General features: G+C 55.7%; 10 protein-coding genes and 1 tRNA gene. 3 read left to right on the top strand and 8 right to left on the bottom strand.

Annotated features, from left to right (window positions below; translation table 11 throughout):
- Positions 1–166: 166 nt before the first annotated feature.
- The 7 genes from ABD971_RS32885 to ABD971_RS32915 all read right to left on the bottom strand — a co-directional run bounded on the left by ABD971_RS32885 (position 167) and on the right by ABD971_RS32915 (position 13,797).
- Positions 167–1,630 carry a sigma-54-dependent transcriptional regulator gene (locus ABD971_RS32885; protein ID WP_339936078.1) on the bottom strand — a complete coding sequence of 488 codons (1,464 nt, stop codon included), beginning with the start codon at positions 1,628–1,630 and terminating at the stop codon, positions 167–169.
- Positions 1,631–1,717: 87 nt separating this feature from the next.
- Positions 1,718–4,972: a carbamoyl-phosphate synthase large subunit gene (gene carB, locus ABD971_RS32890; RefSeq protein ID WP_339936079.1), complete on the bottom strand. Its 3,255-nt coding sequence runs from the start codon at positions 4,970–4,972 to the stop codon at positions 1,718–1,720.
- A 270-nt stretch (positions 4,973–5,242) separates the two neighbouring features.
- A complete protein-coding gene (locus ABD971_RS32895) occupies positions 5,243–9,004 on the bottom strand; it encodes a CRTAC1 family protein (protein WP_345327909.1) in 3,762 nt (1,253 codons plus the stop codon).
- Positions 9,005–9,016: 12 nt separating this feature from the next.
- The gene (locus ABD971_RS32900; protein ID WP_345327910.1) at positions 9,017–9,901 is read right to left on the bottom strand and encodes an SMP-30/gluconolactonase/LRE family protein; all 885 of its coding nucleotides are present in this window, start codon (positions 9,899–9,901) and stop codon (positions 9,017–9,019) included.
- Positions 9,902–9,985: 84 nt separating this feature from the next.
- On the bottom strand, positions 9,986–11,524 hold the full coding sequence (locus ABD971_RS32905) for an NAD(P)/FAD-dependent oxidoreductase (RefSeq protein WP_345327912.1): 1,539 nt from the start codon (positions 11,522–11,524) through the stop codon (positions 9,986–9,988).
- Between the two features lie 4 nt (positions 11,525–11,528).
- Complete coding sequence (locus ABD971_RS32910; RefSeq protein ID WP_345327913.1) at positions 11,529–12,479, bottom strand: archaeosine biosynthesis radical SAM protein RaSEA; 951 nt, start codon at positions 12,477–12,479, stop codon at positions 11,529–11,531.
- Positions 12,472–13,797: an asparagine synthase-related protein gene (locus tag ABD971_RS32915; protein WP_345327914.1), complete on the bottom strand. Its 1,326-nt coding sequence runs from the start codon at positions 13,795–13,797 to the stop codon at positions 12,472–12,474. The genes ABD971_RS32910 and ABD971_RS32915 overlap by 8 nt, the downstream gene beginning before the upstream one ends.
- A 201-nt stretch (positions 13,798–13,998) precedes the next feature.
- Here ABD971_RS32915 and ABD971_RS32920 point away from each other — a divergent pair, with 201 nt between their 5' ends.
- The 3 genes from ABD971_RS32920 to ABD971_RS32930 all read left to right on the top strand — a co-directional run bounded on the left by ABD971_RS32920 (position 13,999) and on the right by ABD971_RS32930 (position 17,013).
- Positions 13,999–14,496, top strand: coding sequence for a hypothetical protein (locus tag ABD971_RS32920; RefSeq protein WP_345327915.1), 498 nt, complete (start codon positions 13,999–14,001; stop codon positions 14,494–14,496).
- 299 nt (positions 14,497–14,795) lie between these two features.
- A complete protein-coding gene (locus tag ABD971_RS32925; RefSeq protein ID WP_345327916.1) occupies positions 14,796–15,326 on the top strand; it encodes a hypothetical protein in 531 nt (176 codons plus the stop codon).
- A 253-nt stretch (positions 15,327–15,579) separates the two neighbouring features.
- The gene (locus tag ABD971_RS32930; RefSeq protein WP_345327917.1) at positions 15,580–17,013 is read left to right on the top strand and encodes an OprO/OprP family phosphate-selective porin; all 1,434 of its coding nucleotides are present in this window, start codon (positions 15,580–15,582) and stop codon (positions 17,011–17,013) included.
- A 239-nt stretch (positions 17,014–17,252) separates the two neighbouring features.
- Here ABD971_RS32930 and ABD971_RS32935 read toward each other — a convergent pair.
- Positions 17,253–17,326: transfer RNA gene (locus ABD971_RS32935), tRNA-Asp, on the bottom strand.
- Between the last annotated feature and the right edge of the window lie 179 nt (positions 17,327–17,505).

The raw sequence follows: 17,505 nt of genomic DNA on the forward strand, positions 1-17,505 counted from the left end.
CATCCCTGACGTAGCGAAAGTCGCAAAGACTTTCGGGCATGTAGCGGAAGTCGTCAAGACTTTCGTGCGTCTCAGTAGCGGAAGTCGTCAAGACTTTCGAAGGGGGGCTGGACGTCGAAACTCTTGGCGAGTTTCGCAACGCTGATTCTTGCGACGCTAATTCCGGCTACTCGTCTTGCTCTTCCTCGCCGCCTTCTTCTTCGTTCTTGTATTGGTCGAGGCGGCGATACAAGGTGCGAGCCCCAATCTTCAATATTTTGGCGGCTTCTTCGCGATTCCCACCGGTCAATTTCAGCGTCTCTTCGATCGCCCACCGCTCGACCGTGCTAAGTGGTTGACCGATCAAGTTCGATTCACCGCCACCTACCAGTGCGACAGGCTCGGCGCTCTCGGGGGCCTCGTCGGCCAATTCCGGTGGCAAGTCGTCGATGTCCAAGGAACCATCGGTATCGAGCACCACCATCGTTTCGACAAAGTTGCGAAGCTGGCGAATGTTGCCGGGCCAATCGTAGGCAAAGAACCGTTTGGTCACCGCGGGAGTGAAGTGGGCAGTCGGTTTTTCATGACGCCGCAAAAACATCTTGCGAAAATGATCCATCAAGGGGATCACATCGTCGCGGCGTTCACGCAGCGCGGGCAATTCCACCGTGACGACTTTTAAGCGAAAGTACAAATCGTTGCGGAACACGCCCGTTTCAATCATGTCTTCCAGTGGTCGGTTCGTCGCGGAGATCAAGCGGACGTTGACCTTGATCGATTTGTTGTCACCCACGCGAGTGATCTGGCTTTCCTCGAGCACTCGCAGCAGTTTGATTTGCGTGCTCATCGGCATGTCGCCAACTTCGTCTAAAAACAGCGTCCCGCCGTTGGCGTATTGAAACGCTCCGACGCGATCGGCAACGGCGTCGGTGAACGAGCCTTTGACATGACCAAACAGTTCACTTTCGACCAGATTCTCGGACACCGCGCGAGTATTCAGCGCCACGATGCGTTTGTTGCGGCGGGGACTGTTTTGATGAATCGCTTGGGCAATCATCTCTTTGCCCGTTCCGCTTTCGCCCGTGATCAACACGGTTGCGTCGGTGACGGCGATCCGCCGCAATCGATCGATGACGCCTTTCATCTTGTCGCTGGTGTAGACGATCCCTTCAAAGCCGAATCGTTCATCGAGCCGCTGCATCAGCTCGGTGTTTTGTCGACGCAGTGAGACTGCGTCGGCGGCTTTTTCTACAATTGCACGTAGCCGCGCCGGCGTGATCGGCTTTTCCAGGAAGTTGAACGCCCCTTTTTGCATCGCTTCGACCGCGATCGGAACGGTCGCATGACCGGTCACCATCACGATTTCGCAATCAGGCAACTGTTTGCGTGCGAGTTTCAAAATCTCCATGCCGTCGACGTCGTTCATCACCATGTCGGTGATGATGATGTCGTACGTCTCGCGTTCAACAAGCTTCGCTGCCTCGGGACCGCTGGTTGCGACTTCGCACTTATAGCCGACCTTTTCCAGGCTTTCGGTCATTGCCCGCGCATGGGCGGCTTCGTTGTCGACAACGAGCAATCGAAGCTCGCCCGGATCGTACAAACGGGCCGAATCATTCGATGCGTTAGGATTGGCTGACTCGTCACTCATGGATCACTCATTGTGGAACCGGTCTCGCAGATTGGCGAACCAATTTGCGGAGACCGCATCGCGTGGCTAAAACAGGCCTCGATTTGATTACAGCGACCGGGCGTAACGGGTTTGCAGCGATTCGACTTCCATCGAACCTTCCCGCATCGCTGTCATCGCTCGAATCGCGGCATCGGCCGCAGCCACGGTGGTAATGCATGGCACGCCGGATTGGACCGCCGCAGCCCGAATTTTGCCTTCGTCGGTGCGTGCTCCCTTGCCGCTCGGAGTGTTAATGATCAACTGAACGTCGCCATTTTTCAAGTGATCGATCAAGTTCGGGTGCCCTTCGGCGATCTTCTTGACGCGAGTCACGCTGACTCCCTCGGCCTCTAGCTTGGCAGCGGTGCCGCTGGTGGCTAGCAACTCGAATCCAAGCTCGGACAAGCTCTTACCAAGGGTCACGACCGAATCTTTGTGCCGCGGCGCGAGGCTCAGGAAAATTTTGCCCGACTCGGGTAACACCGAGCCTGCTGCGATTTGGCTCTTCGCAAACGCGAGCGAAAACTTTTCGCTGATCCCCATCACTTCGCCGGTGCTTCGCATTTCGGGACCGAGCACGATATCGACACCGCTAAATTTGCGGAATGGGAACACGCTTTCTTTGATCGACACGTGACGCGGAATCGGCTCCTCAGTCACCCCTTGCTCTTTCAGCGAGATGCCAGCCATCACCTTGGTCGCAATATTGGCTACCGGAACGCCCGTCGCCTTGGCCACAAACGGCACGGTTCGGCTCGCACGTGGGTTGACTTCGAGAATGTAAAGCGTCGGCTTGTTGTCTTCCATCTTGATCGCATATTGAATGTTCATCAAACCGATGACTTTCAATCGCATCGCCAATCGCTTGGTGGTTTCGCGAATTTCCGCCAGGATCGGCTGGGTCAAGCTGAATGGAGGAATCGCACAAGCCGAGTCACCCGAGTGTACACCGGCTTCTTCGATGTGTTCCATGATCCCCATGATCACGCAATCGGTGCCATCGGCGACGGCGTCGACATCCACTTCGGTGGCATCTTCGAGGAAACGGTCGATCAAGACCGGTTGCCCATCGGCCACGATAAACGCTTCGGCAACGTACCGTTCGAACTGCGATTGGTCGTAGCAAATTTCCATCGCACGTCCGCCGAGTACAAAGCTAGGACGTACTAGTGCGGGGAAGCCAATCTTCTTCGCTTCACGACGCGCTTCGTCCATGTTGCGAGCGATGCCGCTCGGAGGCTGACGAAGCCCAAGTTCTTCGATCAGTTTTTGGAACAACTCGCGGTCTTCGGCCGCTTCGATCGTTTCGACGCTTGTCCCGATAATCGGTACGCCGGCTTCTTTCAGTCCGCGAGCGAGATTCAATGGCGTTTGCCCACCGAACTGAGCGATCACGCCGTCCGGTTTGATCTCGTCACAGATGTTCAACACGTCTTCAATCGTCAACGGTTCAAAGAACAGCAGGTCCGAGGTGTCGTAATCGGTACTGACGGTTTCCGGATTGCTGTTGACCATCACACTTTCGATACCAATTTCACGCAACGCAAAACTGGCGTGACAGCAACAGTAATCGAACTCGATCCCTTGCCCGATTCGGTTTGGGCCACCGCCCAAAATGATGACGCGTTTCTTGTCTCCCGAACGTGGCGGAAGCTCGTCCTCGTGCTCGTAAGCACTGTAGTAATAGGGGGTGTAGGCCTCGAACTCAGCCGCACACGTATCCACGCTCTTGAAGACCGGTTTGACGCCGTGGCTCAAACGCTTGGCACGAACTTTTAGTTCCGTGGTGGACGTCATTTTGGCGATTTGCCGATCCGAGAATCCGAACCGCTTGGCCTGCCAAAAATCATCGCGAGTCATCGAGTCGATCGATCCGATTGCACGTATCCGGTCCTCTTCCTCAACGATTTGGAACATGTGATCCAGGAACCAAGGATCGATGTGAGTGAGCGAGTAGATCTCTTCCATCGACATGCCCGCTTTGATCGCGTACCGCATGTAGAAAATTCGCTCGGCACCCGGCGTGCTTAATTTGGCAACGATCTCGTCTTTGTCGGACTGGTTCTCGGTGCCCCAAGTGTCTTTGTTGTCGCATCCCAAACCGAAGGCGCCGACTTCCAAGCCACGCATCGCTTTTTGCAGCGATTCCTTGAAAGTACGTCCGATCGCCATCGTCTCACCGACACTCTTCATCTGAGTCGTCAAGGTTGCGTCGGCTTCGGGGAATTTCTCGAAGGCAAAGCGTGGCATCTTGGTGACGACATAGTCGATCGTCGGTTCGAAACAGGCTTTGGTCTTCTTGGTAATGTCATTGGGAAGTTCCCACAACAAATAACCAACCGCCAATTTGGCGGCGATCTTTGCGATGGGATATCCGGTGGCCTTACTGGCCAAGGCACTCGATCGGCTGACGCGAGGATTCATCTCGATGACGATCATACGTCCCGTCTTCGGCTCGATCGCAAATTGGATATTACTGCCGCCCGTTTCGACGCCGATTTCGCGAATAACCGCCAACGAAGCGTCTCGCATCCGTTGGTATTCTTTGTCGGTCAATGTTTGGGCTGGGGCAACGGTGATCGAGTCGCCGGTGTGAACGCCCATCGCATCAAAGTTTTCGATGCTACAAATGATGATGCAGTTGTCGTCGCGGTCGCGGACGACTTCCATCTCGTATTCTTTCCAACCGATAATCGATTCTTCGATCAACACTTCGGTGACAGGCGATTGGTCGAGCCCGTTTTGGACAAGCGAATCAAACTCGTCGCGGTTGTACGCGATCGCGGATCCCGAGCCGCCCATCGTAAAGCTAGGCCGCACGACCGCGGGCAAACCGACCTCGGCGAGCGCCTCGCGAGCTTCTTGCAAGGTATGAACGGTGCGTCCGGTACAGACGTCCAAACCGATCTTTTCCATCGCCTCTTTGAACTGGTCTCGCTCTTCTGCTTTGGCGATCACCTTGGCGTTGGCGCCAATCATCTCGACGCCGTATTTTTCCAAGACGCCGTTGGCTTCGAGGTCCATCGCGACGTTCAACCCGGTTTGTCCGCCGAGGGTTGGCAGCAGGACGTCGGGGCGTTCTTTGGCGATGATTTTTTCAACCATCTGCCACGTCAACGGTTCGATGTAGGTCGAGTCCGCCGTCGCGGGATCGGTCATGATCGTCGCAGGGTTACTGTTGACCAGGACGACCTCGTAACCTTCTTCGCGTAAAGCCTTACACGCTTGTGTACCGGAATAATCAAATTCACAAGCCTGCCCAATTACGATCGGACCACTACCAATAAGCAGGATTTTCTTGATATCGTCTCGACGAGGCACGGAGTTTTCCCGAATTGTTGGGGGATGGAGGTTGGTTCGAAATCCGACACGCGGGGCAGCGGGCGATCCGGCGGCGGCGAATCCAGAGGGAAATATCGCTGCGTCCAGACGCTGCTAAACCAAGCGCATGCAAATTGCCGCAAAGAATAGCAAAGAATCGTGAGTTGCCGTAGTGGTCGCTCCCCTCAGAAACGCCTTGCGTGCTTCATCGGGGCTTTGATCCCGCATTTAGGGAGGGCGGAAACGGTGCCGCAGGCTGCCCCAACCTGGCTACGGACGGCTCCAAAACGCCCGGAAATCGTGTACTCGATTGAGATGCGGGGAGTTCAAACGATCGGTCTGGTCGGTCAGTTCCGATTGCTGCCGCGTGGGGGGATAGGTACTCATTTGCTTAAACGGCAACGGCCCCGCACTTTGCCCACTTAGCGTGTTCAGATCGGCGTCTTTATCCCAGCCAACACAGTGCAGGACAAAGTCGCGTTTCCAGCCCGGCGGCGGGGCGTCGGCCGGAACGCTGAACTGCAACGCCATCTCGTCGCCGCTGCCCATCACCACCATCGCGTCATCCCAGTCCGCTAGCAATCCGGCACAATCGCCGTACTGCGTAAAATGACCCGTCAAGGGTGGCCATTTGGGCGACACGCTACTTTGATCGTAGTCGTACGTTTCCGGAGCCTGCGGCGATTCCTTGATCCGTTTCGAGAATCCGCGGTAATTGAGTTTCGCGTCGATCAGCGTTAGCGAATGCGTCTGAAAGGCCGCCGGCTCGGACTGGACCGCCACCTCTGCCGCGTCCCAGTAGATCTGGGCCGAAGTGCGAACCCGCATCCGGGGATCCTCGCGGTTGATCGCGTCGGTCACATCCACCACGATCGTCTTTGTTTTGCCGCCGGGGAAGCCAACAAACGGAATCGCTTTCCGCCATCCACTCGTCTCTTCCGAGTCCGGAACCCACAGCGAAGGAAACTCGATCGGTTGCAATTCGGGGTTCTGGTCGATTTGGATATTGAGCGATGTGTCAGTCGGCAAGATCCAGCCGGTCAAAACCAAGTAGATCGATTCGCTCGATCCCGAGTCTTTCGGTAAAAAGTCGGAGCCAAAATCAACGTCGATCCAGTGGGGCTCGCACAATCCTTGTCGCAATCGTCGATCAAACCCTTGCACATAGTCCTGGTCGATCTTGGTGAGTTTTTCGCTGACGTCGCGACCGTGGGTGTCCACCGCGTGTTTCAGTTTCGTCACATTTTGATCGTCGAACGCATAAATCGTCGGTGTCGCAATCTCGGCAGGCCCCACTTTCTCATTGGTCCAAATATCGATCGCTTCCGGATGATCGACCGCCACCAACGAGACATGGTCAAAGTAGGCAACTTCCCAGAGTTCTTCGCTGATCCGTAGTTCGTATTTGCCATCCCGCTCGCGGACATGATCGCCATCGACCTTCAGATATTCCCAGGGGCGATCTTTTGCAACGACGCCATCGGCGACTTGCAGCCCCAGCGGTGCGGCCCACAAACAATCGGTCACAAATGCATACTGTTGCCCGTCCCATGCGTACAGATAGGGGCACGACCCTTTGAGTGTCTGCTCTTCTTCGACCAAAGCGTCAATTTTGGGGTCACGGATCGTCTGCGTTAATCCATTCGGGAAAATCACTCGCAGCGAAGCCGAGCCTGCAAACGAGCCGAGACCAAAATGGGTGACGGGCGAGCGGATTACTTCCGCACGGTAATGCGGGCCAAATCGCAGTTCGACGACCGAACCGATTGCGTAGTGATTCACACGCCCACTGCTAGCGTTGTTATCGTCGATCCCGCGAAAGCGGACGTCCAGATAATGTCCGGCGGATGCGGTTTGATTAAGCGAAACCAGAGCGTTCCCATCATGGACTCCCACGACGTCCAGCAATCCGTCGGCGTTGAAATCGGCAATGCAAAGCGAGGTTTTGCCCAGCGACGTTCCGATTTCTTGCAGGGGCGAATCGGAGGCCGTTCCTAGTCGATACGCGGATGCGGATGATTCGCTCGACCGCAACACGTCGGCCAGAATGTCGTTGTTAAAGTCGCCAACCAGCATCGCATCGCCTGTTTGCTTGGTCGTCTGTACATGGTCCACGGTCCAAATGCCTGCAGCGGCGGTTTGGGAATACGTGATCGTAGTCGCGTCGGCAGCGCCCACGACGACATCCCACGAAACATTGCCATCCACGTCGTCGATCGCGATTGAGTGAGCCGCGGTGATCTTTGGGATCTCCGCTAGTTCACGGTAACGAAACTGCAGATGCAGCAAGTTTTCGACCAAGCCGACTTGGCCAGCGTCGTCGAGAGTCACCACGTCCAAATCAAGATCGCGGTCAATATCCACCATTTCCATGGCAATGATATTGGTCGTTTTCGATAGCGAGGTTGCCGTGTCGGTAGCGGCCGCTTCGAAGAAAGTCCGATTGCCTCGATTGACGAACACACGCAGCCCCTGGTTCTTAGTCGCCAGCATCAGATCCAAATCGCCGTCGCCTTCCAAATCGCCTGCGATTGCGGCCGTGACTTCGCTGATCTCTTCGAGACCCGTTGCTTTGTCAACGATTTTCAAACGATCGTCTTCCGCGGCGTCCGCTCGTCCATCGATGGCAACCAACTTGACACCATCGCTACCAAAGGCGACCAGTGTCACCACTGTGTTGTGCCGAGCTCCCGAAACGACTTGGTTTCCCGCTTCGCTGGAACCGCTTGTCTGGCTCACTTGAATCCGACTCGGATCGCTGCTGTCGACCATGAACAAATCAGCTGCCAGCAATCCGGCGACAGGCATCCCCAACTCGAGCGACGCAAACGGACTCCATTTTCCTGCATCGTTTTTGATCAGCGTCAACGTTCCCATGGACGATGCGGCGGCAATATCGGGAGCAAGATCCAAATCGAAATCGACCGGCATCACCGCCGTGATCTCGGCTGAATCGAGAATCACGTTGCTGTTGAATTGCAGCGGCGCCGGGTCAAGTTTTGCTGGCGACTGGGCGGCGATTTCAGCGGCGACACGTCGCAGCGAATCAAAACTCAATCGATCCAGCGGATGCGGTGCGGCACGACGTCGATCGGTTTTCACCAGCTCGGTACTGTTGAGCACGTTGAACCACAGCAGCATCTGGTTCTCTGCAGTGTTCCAGTCGGATGTCTTAATCGCATCAAGGATCTGGGCCACCAACTCGTCGGGGGTTAAACCAATCGGTTCGGTTTGGCGTCGCAGCGAAGGTTCAATCGAGCGTGCCAGACGAAGCGTTCGCGATACCGCGTCGGCCGCATCGGCAGATTGGATCGCAAGGTTTAACTTGGCTGCCCGCAAGGCAATGAAGAGGTTGTCTTCGTTTTGATTGGACAGAATCGCAAGTGCCCTGGCAGCCTTTTTGCCTACATCGTTGGGCAAACCATCGATCGGGTCCTCCAATTCGTCCAAGACCTGAGTGAGCGGCCCGCCCAAAATGATCGACTCGGGACGTTTCCCCAAATCGCCCTCGATCGCGGCAACAAGCCGGTCAAAGATTTCCTTTCGCAATGTGCGAGTCATCGTCGCAGGCAACAGCGAAGCTTCGTGTAAATCGACGCGGCTTTCCAGCCACACCGCGATCACCGGGTTGTCGCCAACGGCTGCGAAATCCTGGATCGATTTCCGTGCCACATCGATCGCTTGCGGCAATTCGCTGCGAGCGGCCTGTTTTTCTGACGCATCCAATAGCGAGTTGTTGGCCTTTTCCGTCAACACATCCACTCGCAACACACGATTTAACGCCCGATTCAGTGCGATGGATGCATCTTCAGGTGACTCCTCGTACAACGCAGTCCAATCTTCGTCTGCAGCCACCGATTCAAAGTTTTCGGTGGCTGCCAGCGCGTCTCGCGTCTTTTGCAGTCGAGCGTTCGCTTGGCTTGATGCTGCTATCGCTGCAGCTTCACCTCCGGATCGCCTAACAAAATAGACCACTGCAATGACCAAAGCCAAAGCGACGACCAAGCCCAGTACGAGTTTTAAATTTTTCATCGCCGTTTCGCCTTACATCCGTGGCTTGACTTGCTTGCTTTCGAGATCGAACTCGTAGACTTGTAACTGTTTCGGATCGGCAACATAAAGCGATTTTTCACCCAGCGAAATTCCGACGGGACCGACAAGCGGATCGCCAACGTGCCATGTCTCGGTCTTGCCATCCGCTGTGAATTTCCACACGGTCTTGCCGTAGCCGTCGGTCACGAAGCCATGGTCCCCTGCCCAAACGAGGCCATTGGGATATTGGAACGGACGCCCCGTAACGATGGCTTCGCTTTTCTTTTCGTCGACATCAATTCGATGAATCGCTTCGGCATCGGGAGTGACGGCCCAAAGTTTTCCATCGGCATCAAACGCTAGCCCACGTGCGTTAACGCGAACTACCAACTCGGGGTCGCCGCCTTGGATCGGGAACCGTAACACCGACCGTTTTTCGGCATCACCGACGTAGACCGTCTTTTGGTCGGGCGAGACCGCAAGGGCCATCGCGATCCCCACGCGGGCGTTGCACAGCGGCTTGGGTTCCGCATCTTTTTCCGCAATGCGATAGACCTCGCGCGTCGCCGAATCGCCTACCAGGATGCCGGATTCGGGATGCATCGCGATGCAACGTGGACGGTTCATCGGTTGACGCAGCAGATTGGATCCTCGCACGAACAAGCTGCGTTCGCCGTCGCTAATCTTCCAAACCCCCGGCAAATCAAGATCCACCACGTACAGATCGCTCGCGTCCGCCACCACATTCAGTGGGTATTTGGGCTCGGCCGTTTCTGCTTTTGCCGCAGTTTCCTTGGCTTCCTCGATTTCTTGAGCGACCACCAGGTTGGGCAAACAAGAGAGGAGTGCAAAGAGCGTGGAAAAAAGGTGAGGACGAGAAAGGAGTGCGCAGCTCATGAATCAGAATCTCTGTAAAAACGAACGGTATTCATCCACCGATGGAAGAGCGTTAGTATAGCGGGTCCGCTTCGCAAAGCAGTACTACTTCGCCGCGGTCCGGTGGTACATATTGGCAATCGGCGGCGTAAACAGTCCCACACGGTTCAGCGGCGAGATCGTTCGCCGGATTTGAGCAACAAATGCGTCCACATCGCCATCGCTTTCGAAGGCATCCCGCTCGACGAGTGAGCGAAGTTCGCCAGTCAGCTCGTTGACGCAGTTCGTAACCAGCCGCTGGTCCGCCGCCAAAAATCCCATTATGTTTCCGTCGCTCGCGTCCCCCTGGTTATCGTGAAACGCATGCTCAAAAGTGGTTGCCACGGCAAAGTAGATCATGCTCCAGGCGGTGAACAAGCGGAAATCACGCAGTCCGACGTAGCACCCCCAAACCAGTTTGTCGATCAACCGTAACTCGCTTCGCACGGCGTCGCTATAGGCATGCAGTGACTCGGGGCGTGTCGCCCCCGACTCAGCCAGCAAGATTTGTGAAAGCCGCTGGACGCCACTGATCGAATGGGCGATTCCGGTGCTGTGCAGCGGATCAATAAATCCGGCCGTAAACGGTAACGCCGCCCAATCGCTTCCCGCCGCGACCGATGCCAATCGTTGCAACCGATCCGTTTGAAACACGCGTCCGGGGAACGAGGCCAGTCGGGCATCGCCCAGCAATTCACGAAGTACCGGTCGCTCAGCAATCACTGCGTTTAAATCGCGTTGCTTGGCACGCGTGTGCGAGTGCGTGTTCTGCGACTCGTCAAACACGAACCCGACACTGGTTCGGCCGTTTTCAAAACCCAGGTTCCACATCCATCCATCGGCAAACAAATGGTGCACCGCAGAATCCTCGGCGACAAACGGATAGTCGTTCCGCTTTGCACCACGGGAATCAAGCCAATCGCTGAGTGATCGCACATCGTCGAAGTGCGAAAACGTCGCCGACGAATGAGTTAGCAATGATTCTGTTTCGTTTGGCACGCCCAATTCGCGTAGCAGCAGACGATTGCCACCCGTCGCGTCGACAATAAAGGACGTGGTTAGCGTTTCGCTGCCGCGATCCTTTGTCAGGCATAACCGCCAATCTTGGTCCGCCAGATGATCGATCGATTTGACCGAGGTATTCACCCAAGCCGATACGCCGCACTTCCGAGCGACGTCAAAGAAGTACGCATCCACGTCGGCTCGATACCACTGGGTATCCGCCACTTCACGTGACTCGCTCGCGGACACCAATAGTTCGTCACGATGATCGTCACCAGCCACGAAGCCATCGTCGCCTCCGTGCCAGAAATAGCTGAAGCCTCGTTTGCAACCACAAACTAGTTCCGGCATCGAATCACGCCACGAGCCAAAGCGGGTGAGCGGACGCAGTTCGTCGAGCTGATACCGCTGCACTAGGTGCTCGAGCAGAAAATCAGCGGCGGGCGTCGACGATTCGCCGATGGCAAAGCGAGGGTGTTCGCTACGATCGACGATCGCGACGCGCATGCCTTGTTTAGCAAGGATCATCGCCAGCAAACTGCCCGCGAACCCAGCGCCGAGCACGACGACGTCATAGTGGTTTGGATTTCGAGTCGGTGGCACCGCGTTACTCCGAACATGCATCGCAAGAAATGGATGGCGCTGACCGCTGGGTCAAATTCATATCGGCAAGCCGGGCGATACGCGAGTCACGGCACGCTTCGCAGGGAAAAAGTGTCCCGGCATCCCATAGATCCACAAACACTCGCCCTTTTTGCATGGCGATGCCCACCTCGGCGACACGCTCCATCGACGCACCGCTTGGTGGCGAAAAATCACCACGCTCGGCGAGTTGTTCCATTATCCCGTTGCCCGAGCGAGTGGGGATCACGACACAGCAATCGACACCTCGGTCAAAGGCGTAGTCGAGCGAGCGAAGCGACCAATCCATCGCCTCAGATTCGTCTAGAAACGGCGGTTTTTGCAGCAAAAATACACGTGTGCGAATCCCCTCGCGATGGAGCCGAGTCGCTGCATCGTCAAAGTCGTCGAGCGTCATCGACTTGTTCAAGCTCGCTAAGACCTCGGGGTGACACGTCTCCAATCCAATGGCAATCTCTAATTGTGCCGGTGCCACGAGATCACGGAAACGCAGTACGTCGTCGCTACAGAACCGTGGGTGATTTTCGACAATGACCGTATCGAACCCGCGAACAAGTTCTGCGATCTCAGCATGGTCCTCGCGAGGAATCGCTCTCCGGTCAAAGAAATTGCCACTGTTGTAAAGTTTGATTTCGCGTGCCGCAGAAAGCGTCTGTAACGCCGTGCGGATTTGGTAGGGAATGTCGCCGACCTCAACGCTTTTGGTGAGCGTGTTTTTCCAGAGGTCGCACATTAGACAGCGAAATGGGCACTCGCGATTCGTCAAAAAGATCGTTGCCACGTCAACAACTTGGCGATTGACATTGCATTCCGGTTCGACCAACGCCGCATAGGCGCGGCGAGCGTCCACCTCGTTGCGAACGGTTCTCGCCGCAATAATCTGATCGGCGGTAAACCGGGGAATGGGTTCACGCATGAAGCTGCGTGAATTCGCGACGATACTCCGCTTCCGATCCGGGAAACAAATCGGCGTACCGATCTTTTGACGAGACGCCGTGCTGGAATCGCCGCTTCGGAAAGACTGGCATTTCCAATCCCGTCACCGCCTTGATGCCACGGCTTACGATCTCACCTTTGAGTGAATACAGTTTTTCGTGATCCCAATCGGTTAGCTCGATAAACGGAATCCCTTCGGCGACATCGATCACACTGGGCAACGCGTAGGGGCTGAATCCGCGAAAGCCAAGTTTTCTCGCCGGAGCCCAGGATCGAACATGACCACGGCTTTGGCCACCCGAGTAGGTTTGCGAGTGTTTGACCGCATCGACGCCCCAACCTTCTTGGTAAAGCATCAAGTTGTTCAACACGCTGACGATCGTCAGTTCGGGATTCTCTTCGATCGGATAGTCTTTCAGGTTTTCGTCGCCGCCATCGCCATCGACAAGGTATCGCCAATCGGGATAGCGAGCTCGGATACCTTCACAGAGCGCCAGTCCCACGGTGGCCGCTTGGACATCAAGCGGCTTGTAGTCTTCGATCGTTGCGATCGCACTTCGGTAATTGATGGCCGAGACCGGCACGTCGATCGTTTCTAAGAACAATTGTAAATCAAGTTGTTTCAAAAACTCGACTGCCTGCTTTGCATCGTCTCCTTCGCCATCGACCGATAGCGTGAATGCTTTCAACCGGCTCGGCGATTGTCCGCGGCGAAGCAGCAAATCGTACAGCACCAAAAACACCGAACCGCTATCGATGCCACCTGAGAACATCACGCCAATCGGTTCCTCGGGGCCGATGTGATCGAGCCACTGATCACACGACTTGGCCAATTGGCCGATGTAGGCCTTGCCGATTGCGTCCAAATCGGCTGGCAATCGATTTCGCTCGGGGGTCAGGAAACGGTGGTGAGCGGGGCTAGGGTCAGGGCATCCGATCAATCGCAACTCGAGCACATGGTGTGCGGGGACCATGCGGGTGTACGAGGGGTGGAATTGATCCGCCAATCCTTCGCTTTCCAAGAAAGTTTGGATCTCATCAATCCGCTCCGCTACAATCAAGCACGGCCCTTCGGTGCGTTTGGCAAGAAAGAAACGCATCGGCCGCGCTAGTGTTCGAGCCATCCGAATCATCTGGCCGTCTTTATGAAGCAACGCAAATTGCCCCTCGATTTGACGCACCCGGTCGGGGTTCCCGCTGGCAACGGCCTCGATTGCCTCGGCCGTGGTCATGTTTAGAATTTGATTTGCCTCGGGATCGAGTAGATTAACAAGACGCTCGACATATTGGTGGTTCATTAGATTGTCCGACAAAAAGCGGGGAACGGACTTTTCGACCCGGACGCGTGTTGGGCAGATCCGGGGTGGCCAGATCTCCGGGGTGGCCAGATCAATGCACGCTGGGTCGCAGAAGAAGGGGGTTACAGACGGTTTCGATGATATCAGTAACCCCACCTCGTGCAATCCCGGCGTCATTCCAAACGCCCTCTTGAGAATTAAATGAACTTAAAATTAGCTCATCTCACCGATGTTCGAGTTCGCATCCTCCGAGTGGCGTTAGGATTGCTACTGGCCGCGATGTTGTTTCGCGGGTTCGGAGTGAGTTTCCCGTCGATTGCCATGGCGATTCTTCTGGCAGCAGGTTTCGTTATCGCGGTGAGGCTGGGGATCCAGGCGAGCGTCGGCGTTTTGAATCGGACTTGTCGCTATTGCCGTGAATCGCTCGAGGCGTCTACGGTCGCCACCAACAATCAGCAACCGATCGATCCCGAATCTGAACGGTTGCGAGCGGAGCTCGAAGCGATTCGCTCGGAGGAGTCCGTCATCGCGAAACAGAGGGCATCACACCAATGTTCCGCCGAAGACCTCATTCGCGCCGAGTCGCGACGCCTGCTAGCCGAAATCGAATTGTTGCGGCACGAAGCGATGCCGAAGACGTGGGCGGAAACCTGCACCTCAATGCAACGCGACAAGACGTTGCGAGTTCGATCCCGATGAATTCGCAGCTGAATTTGTTACGTAAAAAACTCTGTTGATCGCTTGTTGCAAGCGGTTGTTTCATCGAAATGGGGACATGTCGCAGTTTCGTTTTGATAACGATAAGCCTGATCTTTCTGACTACAGACGTTAAAGGTTGATTTTTAGGGGCGCGTCAATCTGCCGTTTAGTGTTAGATTCGTTAAATTCGGCACAAATTAGCTTGGTTGGAGCGGTTTTAGCGGATTGCAGGGCGCAGATCGTCGATTGAACCTGAGCAGACATATGCTTGTTGGTTCGGTTGTTATAAGGACGTTGTCTTGAATCTAATCCATACACCATCGTTGCTGTTGGTGATCGTGTTGTCCGTGCCTTTCTTTCAAGGGTGTGCCACGATTGCGAGCAACCGCGAGTACCCCGTGGCGTTTGAGAACAGTGGCGGCAAGACGTACTTCGCGATTCATGATCATAAGAATCAACTTGTGCATCAGGGGGTTACGCCAGAGCAAGTCACTCTGTCTGCGAAGTCTGCCCCGTTTCGACGTGCGAAATACAATGTCACATTCGCAGGAGCCGGTGAGTTCTCGCAGCATCGCGAGTTGCAGGCGGGCATCGATCCATGGACTGCTGGAAATATTCTGATTGGCGGTGGCGCGGGGGCTATCGTCGATGGTGCTACCGGTGCGATGTTTACGCTTCCAAAGACAGTGACCGGCGAGGTCCCCGCCCAGTATGCGATTGCGGATCCTGCTCAGGGGTCTAGGATTGCATCGCTTCAATCTAATCCCGCGAAACAGGGCAGCCCATCGCCGTCAGGCGTGCGTCGCGTTGAGTACCAAGCGGCGCCCTGAGTCAGGTCGATCGATTTGAGTGTTTTGTTCCAACGCAACGGTCTGCCGACCGCCCCGAGCCTGCACCAACCGCCGCGTCAGCTAAACCGTTGCTATCGTTGCACGCGTTAGTTTGAGACGATTAGGAAGCGGTTGCCTGGGTCGGATTACCCGATGAAGCGTCACCTTCGGTGTGGACGAAGATGACCGATGGGAGGTCGGATCTCGTTTTCGGATCGACCATGGGGACAAATCAGATACAGGCGGGGCGACCATGCGACGTTGGCAGTTACTGGGGCTTGGGGTTTTTGCGTGTCTGTGGTCCAGCCCAAATGGGGTGGCTCAGGATGCGTTAAATCGCCCGGTGGTCTCGTCACAGCCACTGGTGGACAGCGGCATGATTCCCTCCGATCCGGTGCCGCAAGAATTTGTAACCGTTGAGCAGTTTAATCGGCTGCAGCAGCAATTGGACGATTTGGTCGCCAGCGGCGGCGTGGTCGAGTATGAAATTGCCCCACCGCCGGTCCCGCAGACCGAGAAGAAGACGTACCCCGATTTCAAAGTCACGGGGTTTGTTCATCTTGATACCGCGTACTTTGACCAGTCGGACGAAAACATTGCGACGCTGGGGGATATCGAAGACGGCACGGGGTTCCGTCGTGCCCGAATCGCCGCGACAGGAAACTTGACCGAGCGGGCCTCCTATATCATGGAGTTCGACTTCGCGCAGGCACAGGCTCGCTTCGTCGACGTCTGGACCCAAATCAAAGACACGCCGCTGGGGAACGTGCGGATGGGTCGGTTTCGGCAACCGTTCGGAATGAGCGAGCTGACGTCCGTTCGAGAGCTGCCGTTTCTCGAGCGGCCGACGAGCTTTGCATTGTCGCCGTTTCGCCAAACCGGGATCATGCTGTTCGATACCGCAGCGAATGAGCAAATGACCTGGGCCGTCTCGGGGTTTCGAACATTGTCAGATAACTTTGGCAATGTGTACGGTGACAACGGCGGTTACGGAACAGCCGAACGAATCACCGGGTTGTTGGTTGATCGTGGCGACTGCGGGATTGCGCATGTCGGTTTTGACCACAGTTTCCTGAACCCCGGTCGCGATCAATTGCAATACGCCAGCCAAGATGAAGTCTTCGTTGGCCAGCAACCCAACCTCGGTCCCACCGGGTTAAGCGTGCAGCCGTTGGAGGGTGTGCCGCCGTTCGTCAACACGGGGGTCTTTCCCGTGGACACTGTGAACGTGTTTAATGTCGAAGGTGCATTGTCGTTTGGGCGTGGCTTGGTTCAGTCGGAATACCGCTGGTCCAACCTCGATTTGCCGACTGGCGAGAACGTTACGGTGGAAGGGGGTTACGTCATGGCGCGGTATATGTTGACGGGGGAGGTGATTCCTTATAATCGAGCCGCTGGAGTTTTCGGCCGCGTCAAGCCCGATCATCCGCTTGATGTTTGTCGGGGCGATTGGGGAGCTTGGGAAATCGCGGGCCGTGTCAGTACGCTGGACTTGAATCCGCTGTTCGGGCAGCCTGGCGTGACAGGCAAAGGTCGCGAATTGACCTCCTATACGGTCGCGTTGAATTGGTACTGGTGGGCCAATGGCAAGTGCCAGTTTGAGTACATCAACGGTCAGCTAAACGATCTGGTGCTTGGCGACAGCGACATCAATACGTTTGCCGGTCGCGTGCAGTTCGACTTTTGAGAGAACGCACCGTCCGCTTCGGGTGAGTCGCGAGCTCCGCAAAGCGATCTCGGTAAAGCGGTCTCAGGTTAGTAGGGAATAGAGCAGTCGAGCGGTTCCTTCCCCAAGCGTTTCTGCCGATTGCGGTTCGGGAAGCTGCGGTTGGGGGGGCTGTGCTGTCAATCGCCCGTGACAGCAGTCTGAGTGCGGTGAGCGCATAAAAAAAGCCCGAACTCTTTAAGAGTCGGGCTTTTCAGAAGCGACGCGGACGGGACTCGAACCCGCAACCTCCGGATCGACAGTCCGGGGCTCTAACCAATTGAGCTACCGCGCCTTTGTATGGCGTGTGGTGCCGAAGCACCGGTTTGACATCAGTGCCGAAGCACCGGTGTCGCGTTTGCGATGAAGCAAACAATATGATCAGCAAGTTCATTCTTTGCAACCCGTATTGGGAAGCATTTTTGTGATCGCTGTGAAGCGTCTTTGCTGATCACTTGGACGGGGATTATATCG

This window comes from Novipirellula rosea (genome assembly GCF_039541335.1).
GTDB lineage: Bacteria > Planctomycetota > Planctomycetia > Pirellulales > Pirellulaceae > Novipirellula > Novipirellula rosea.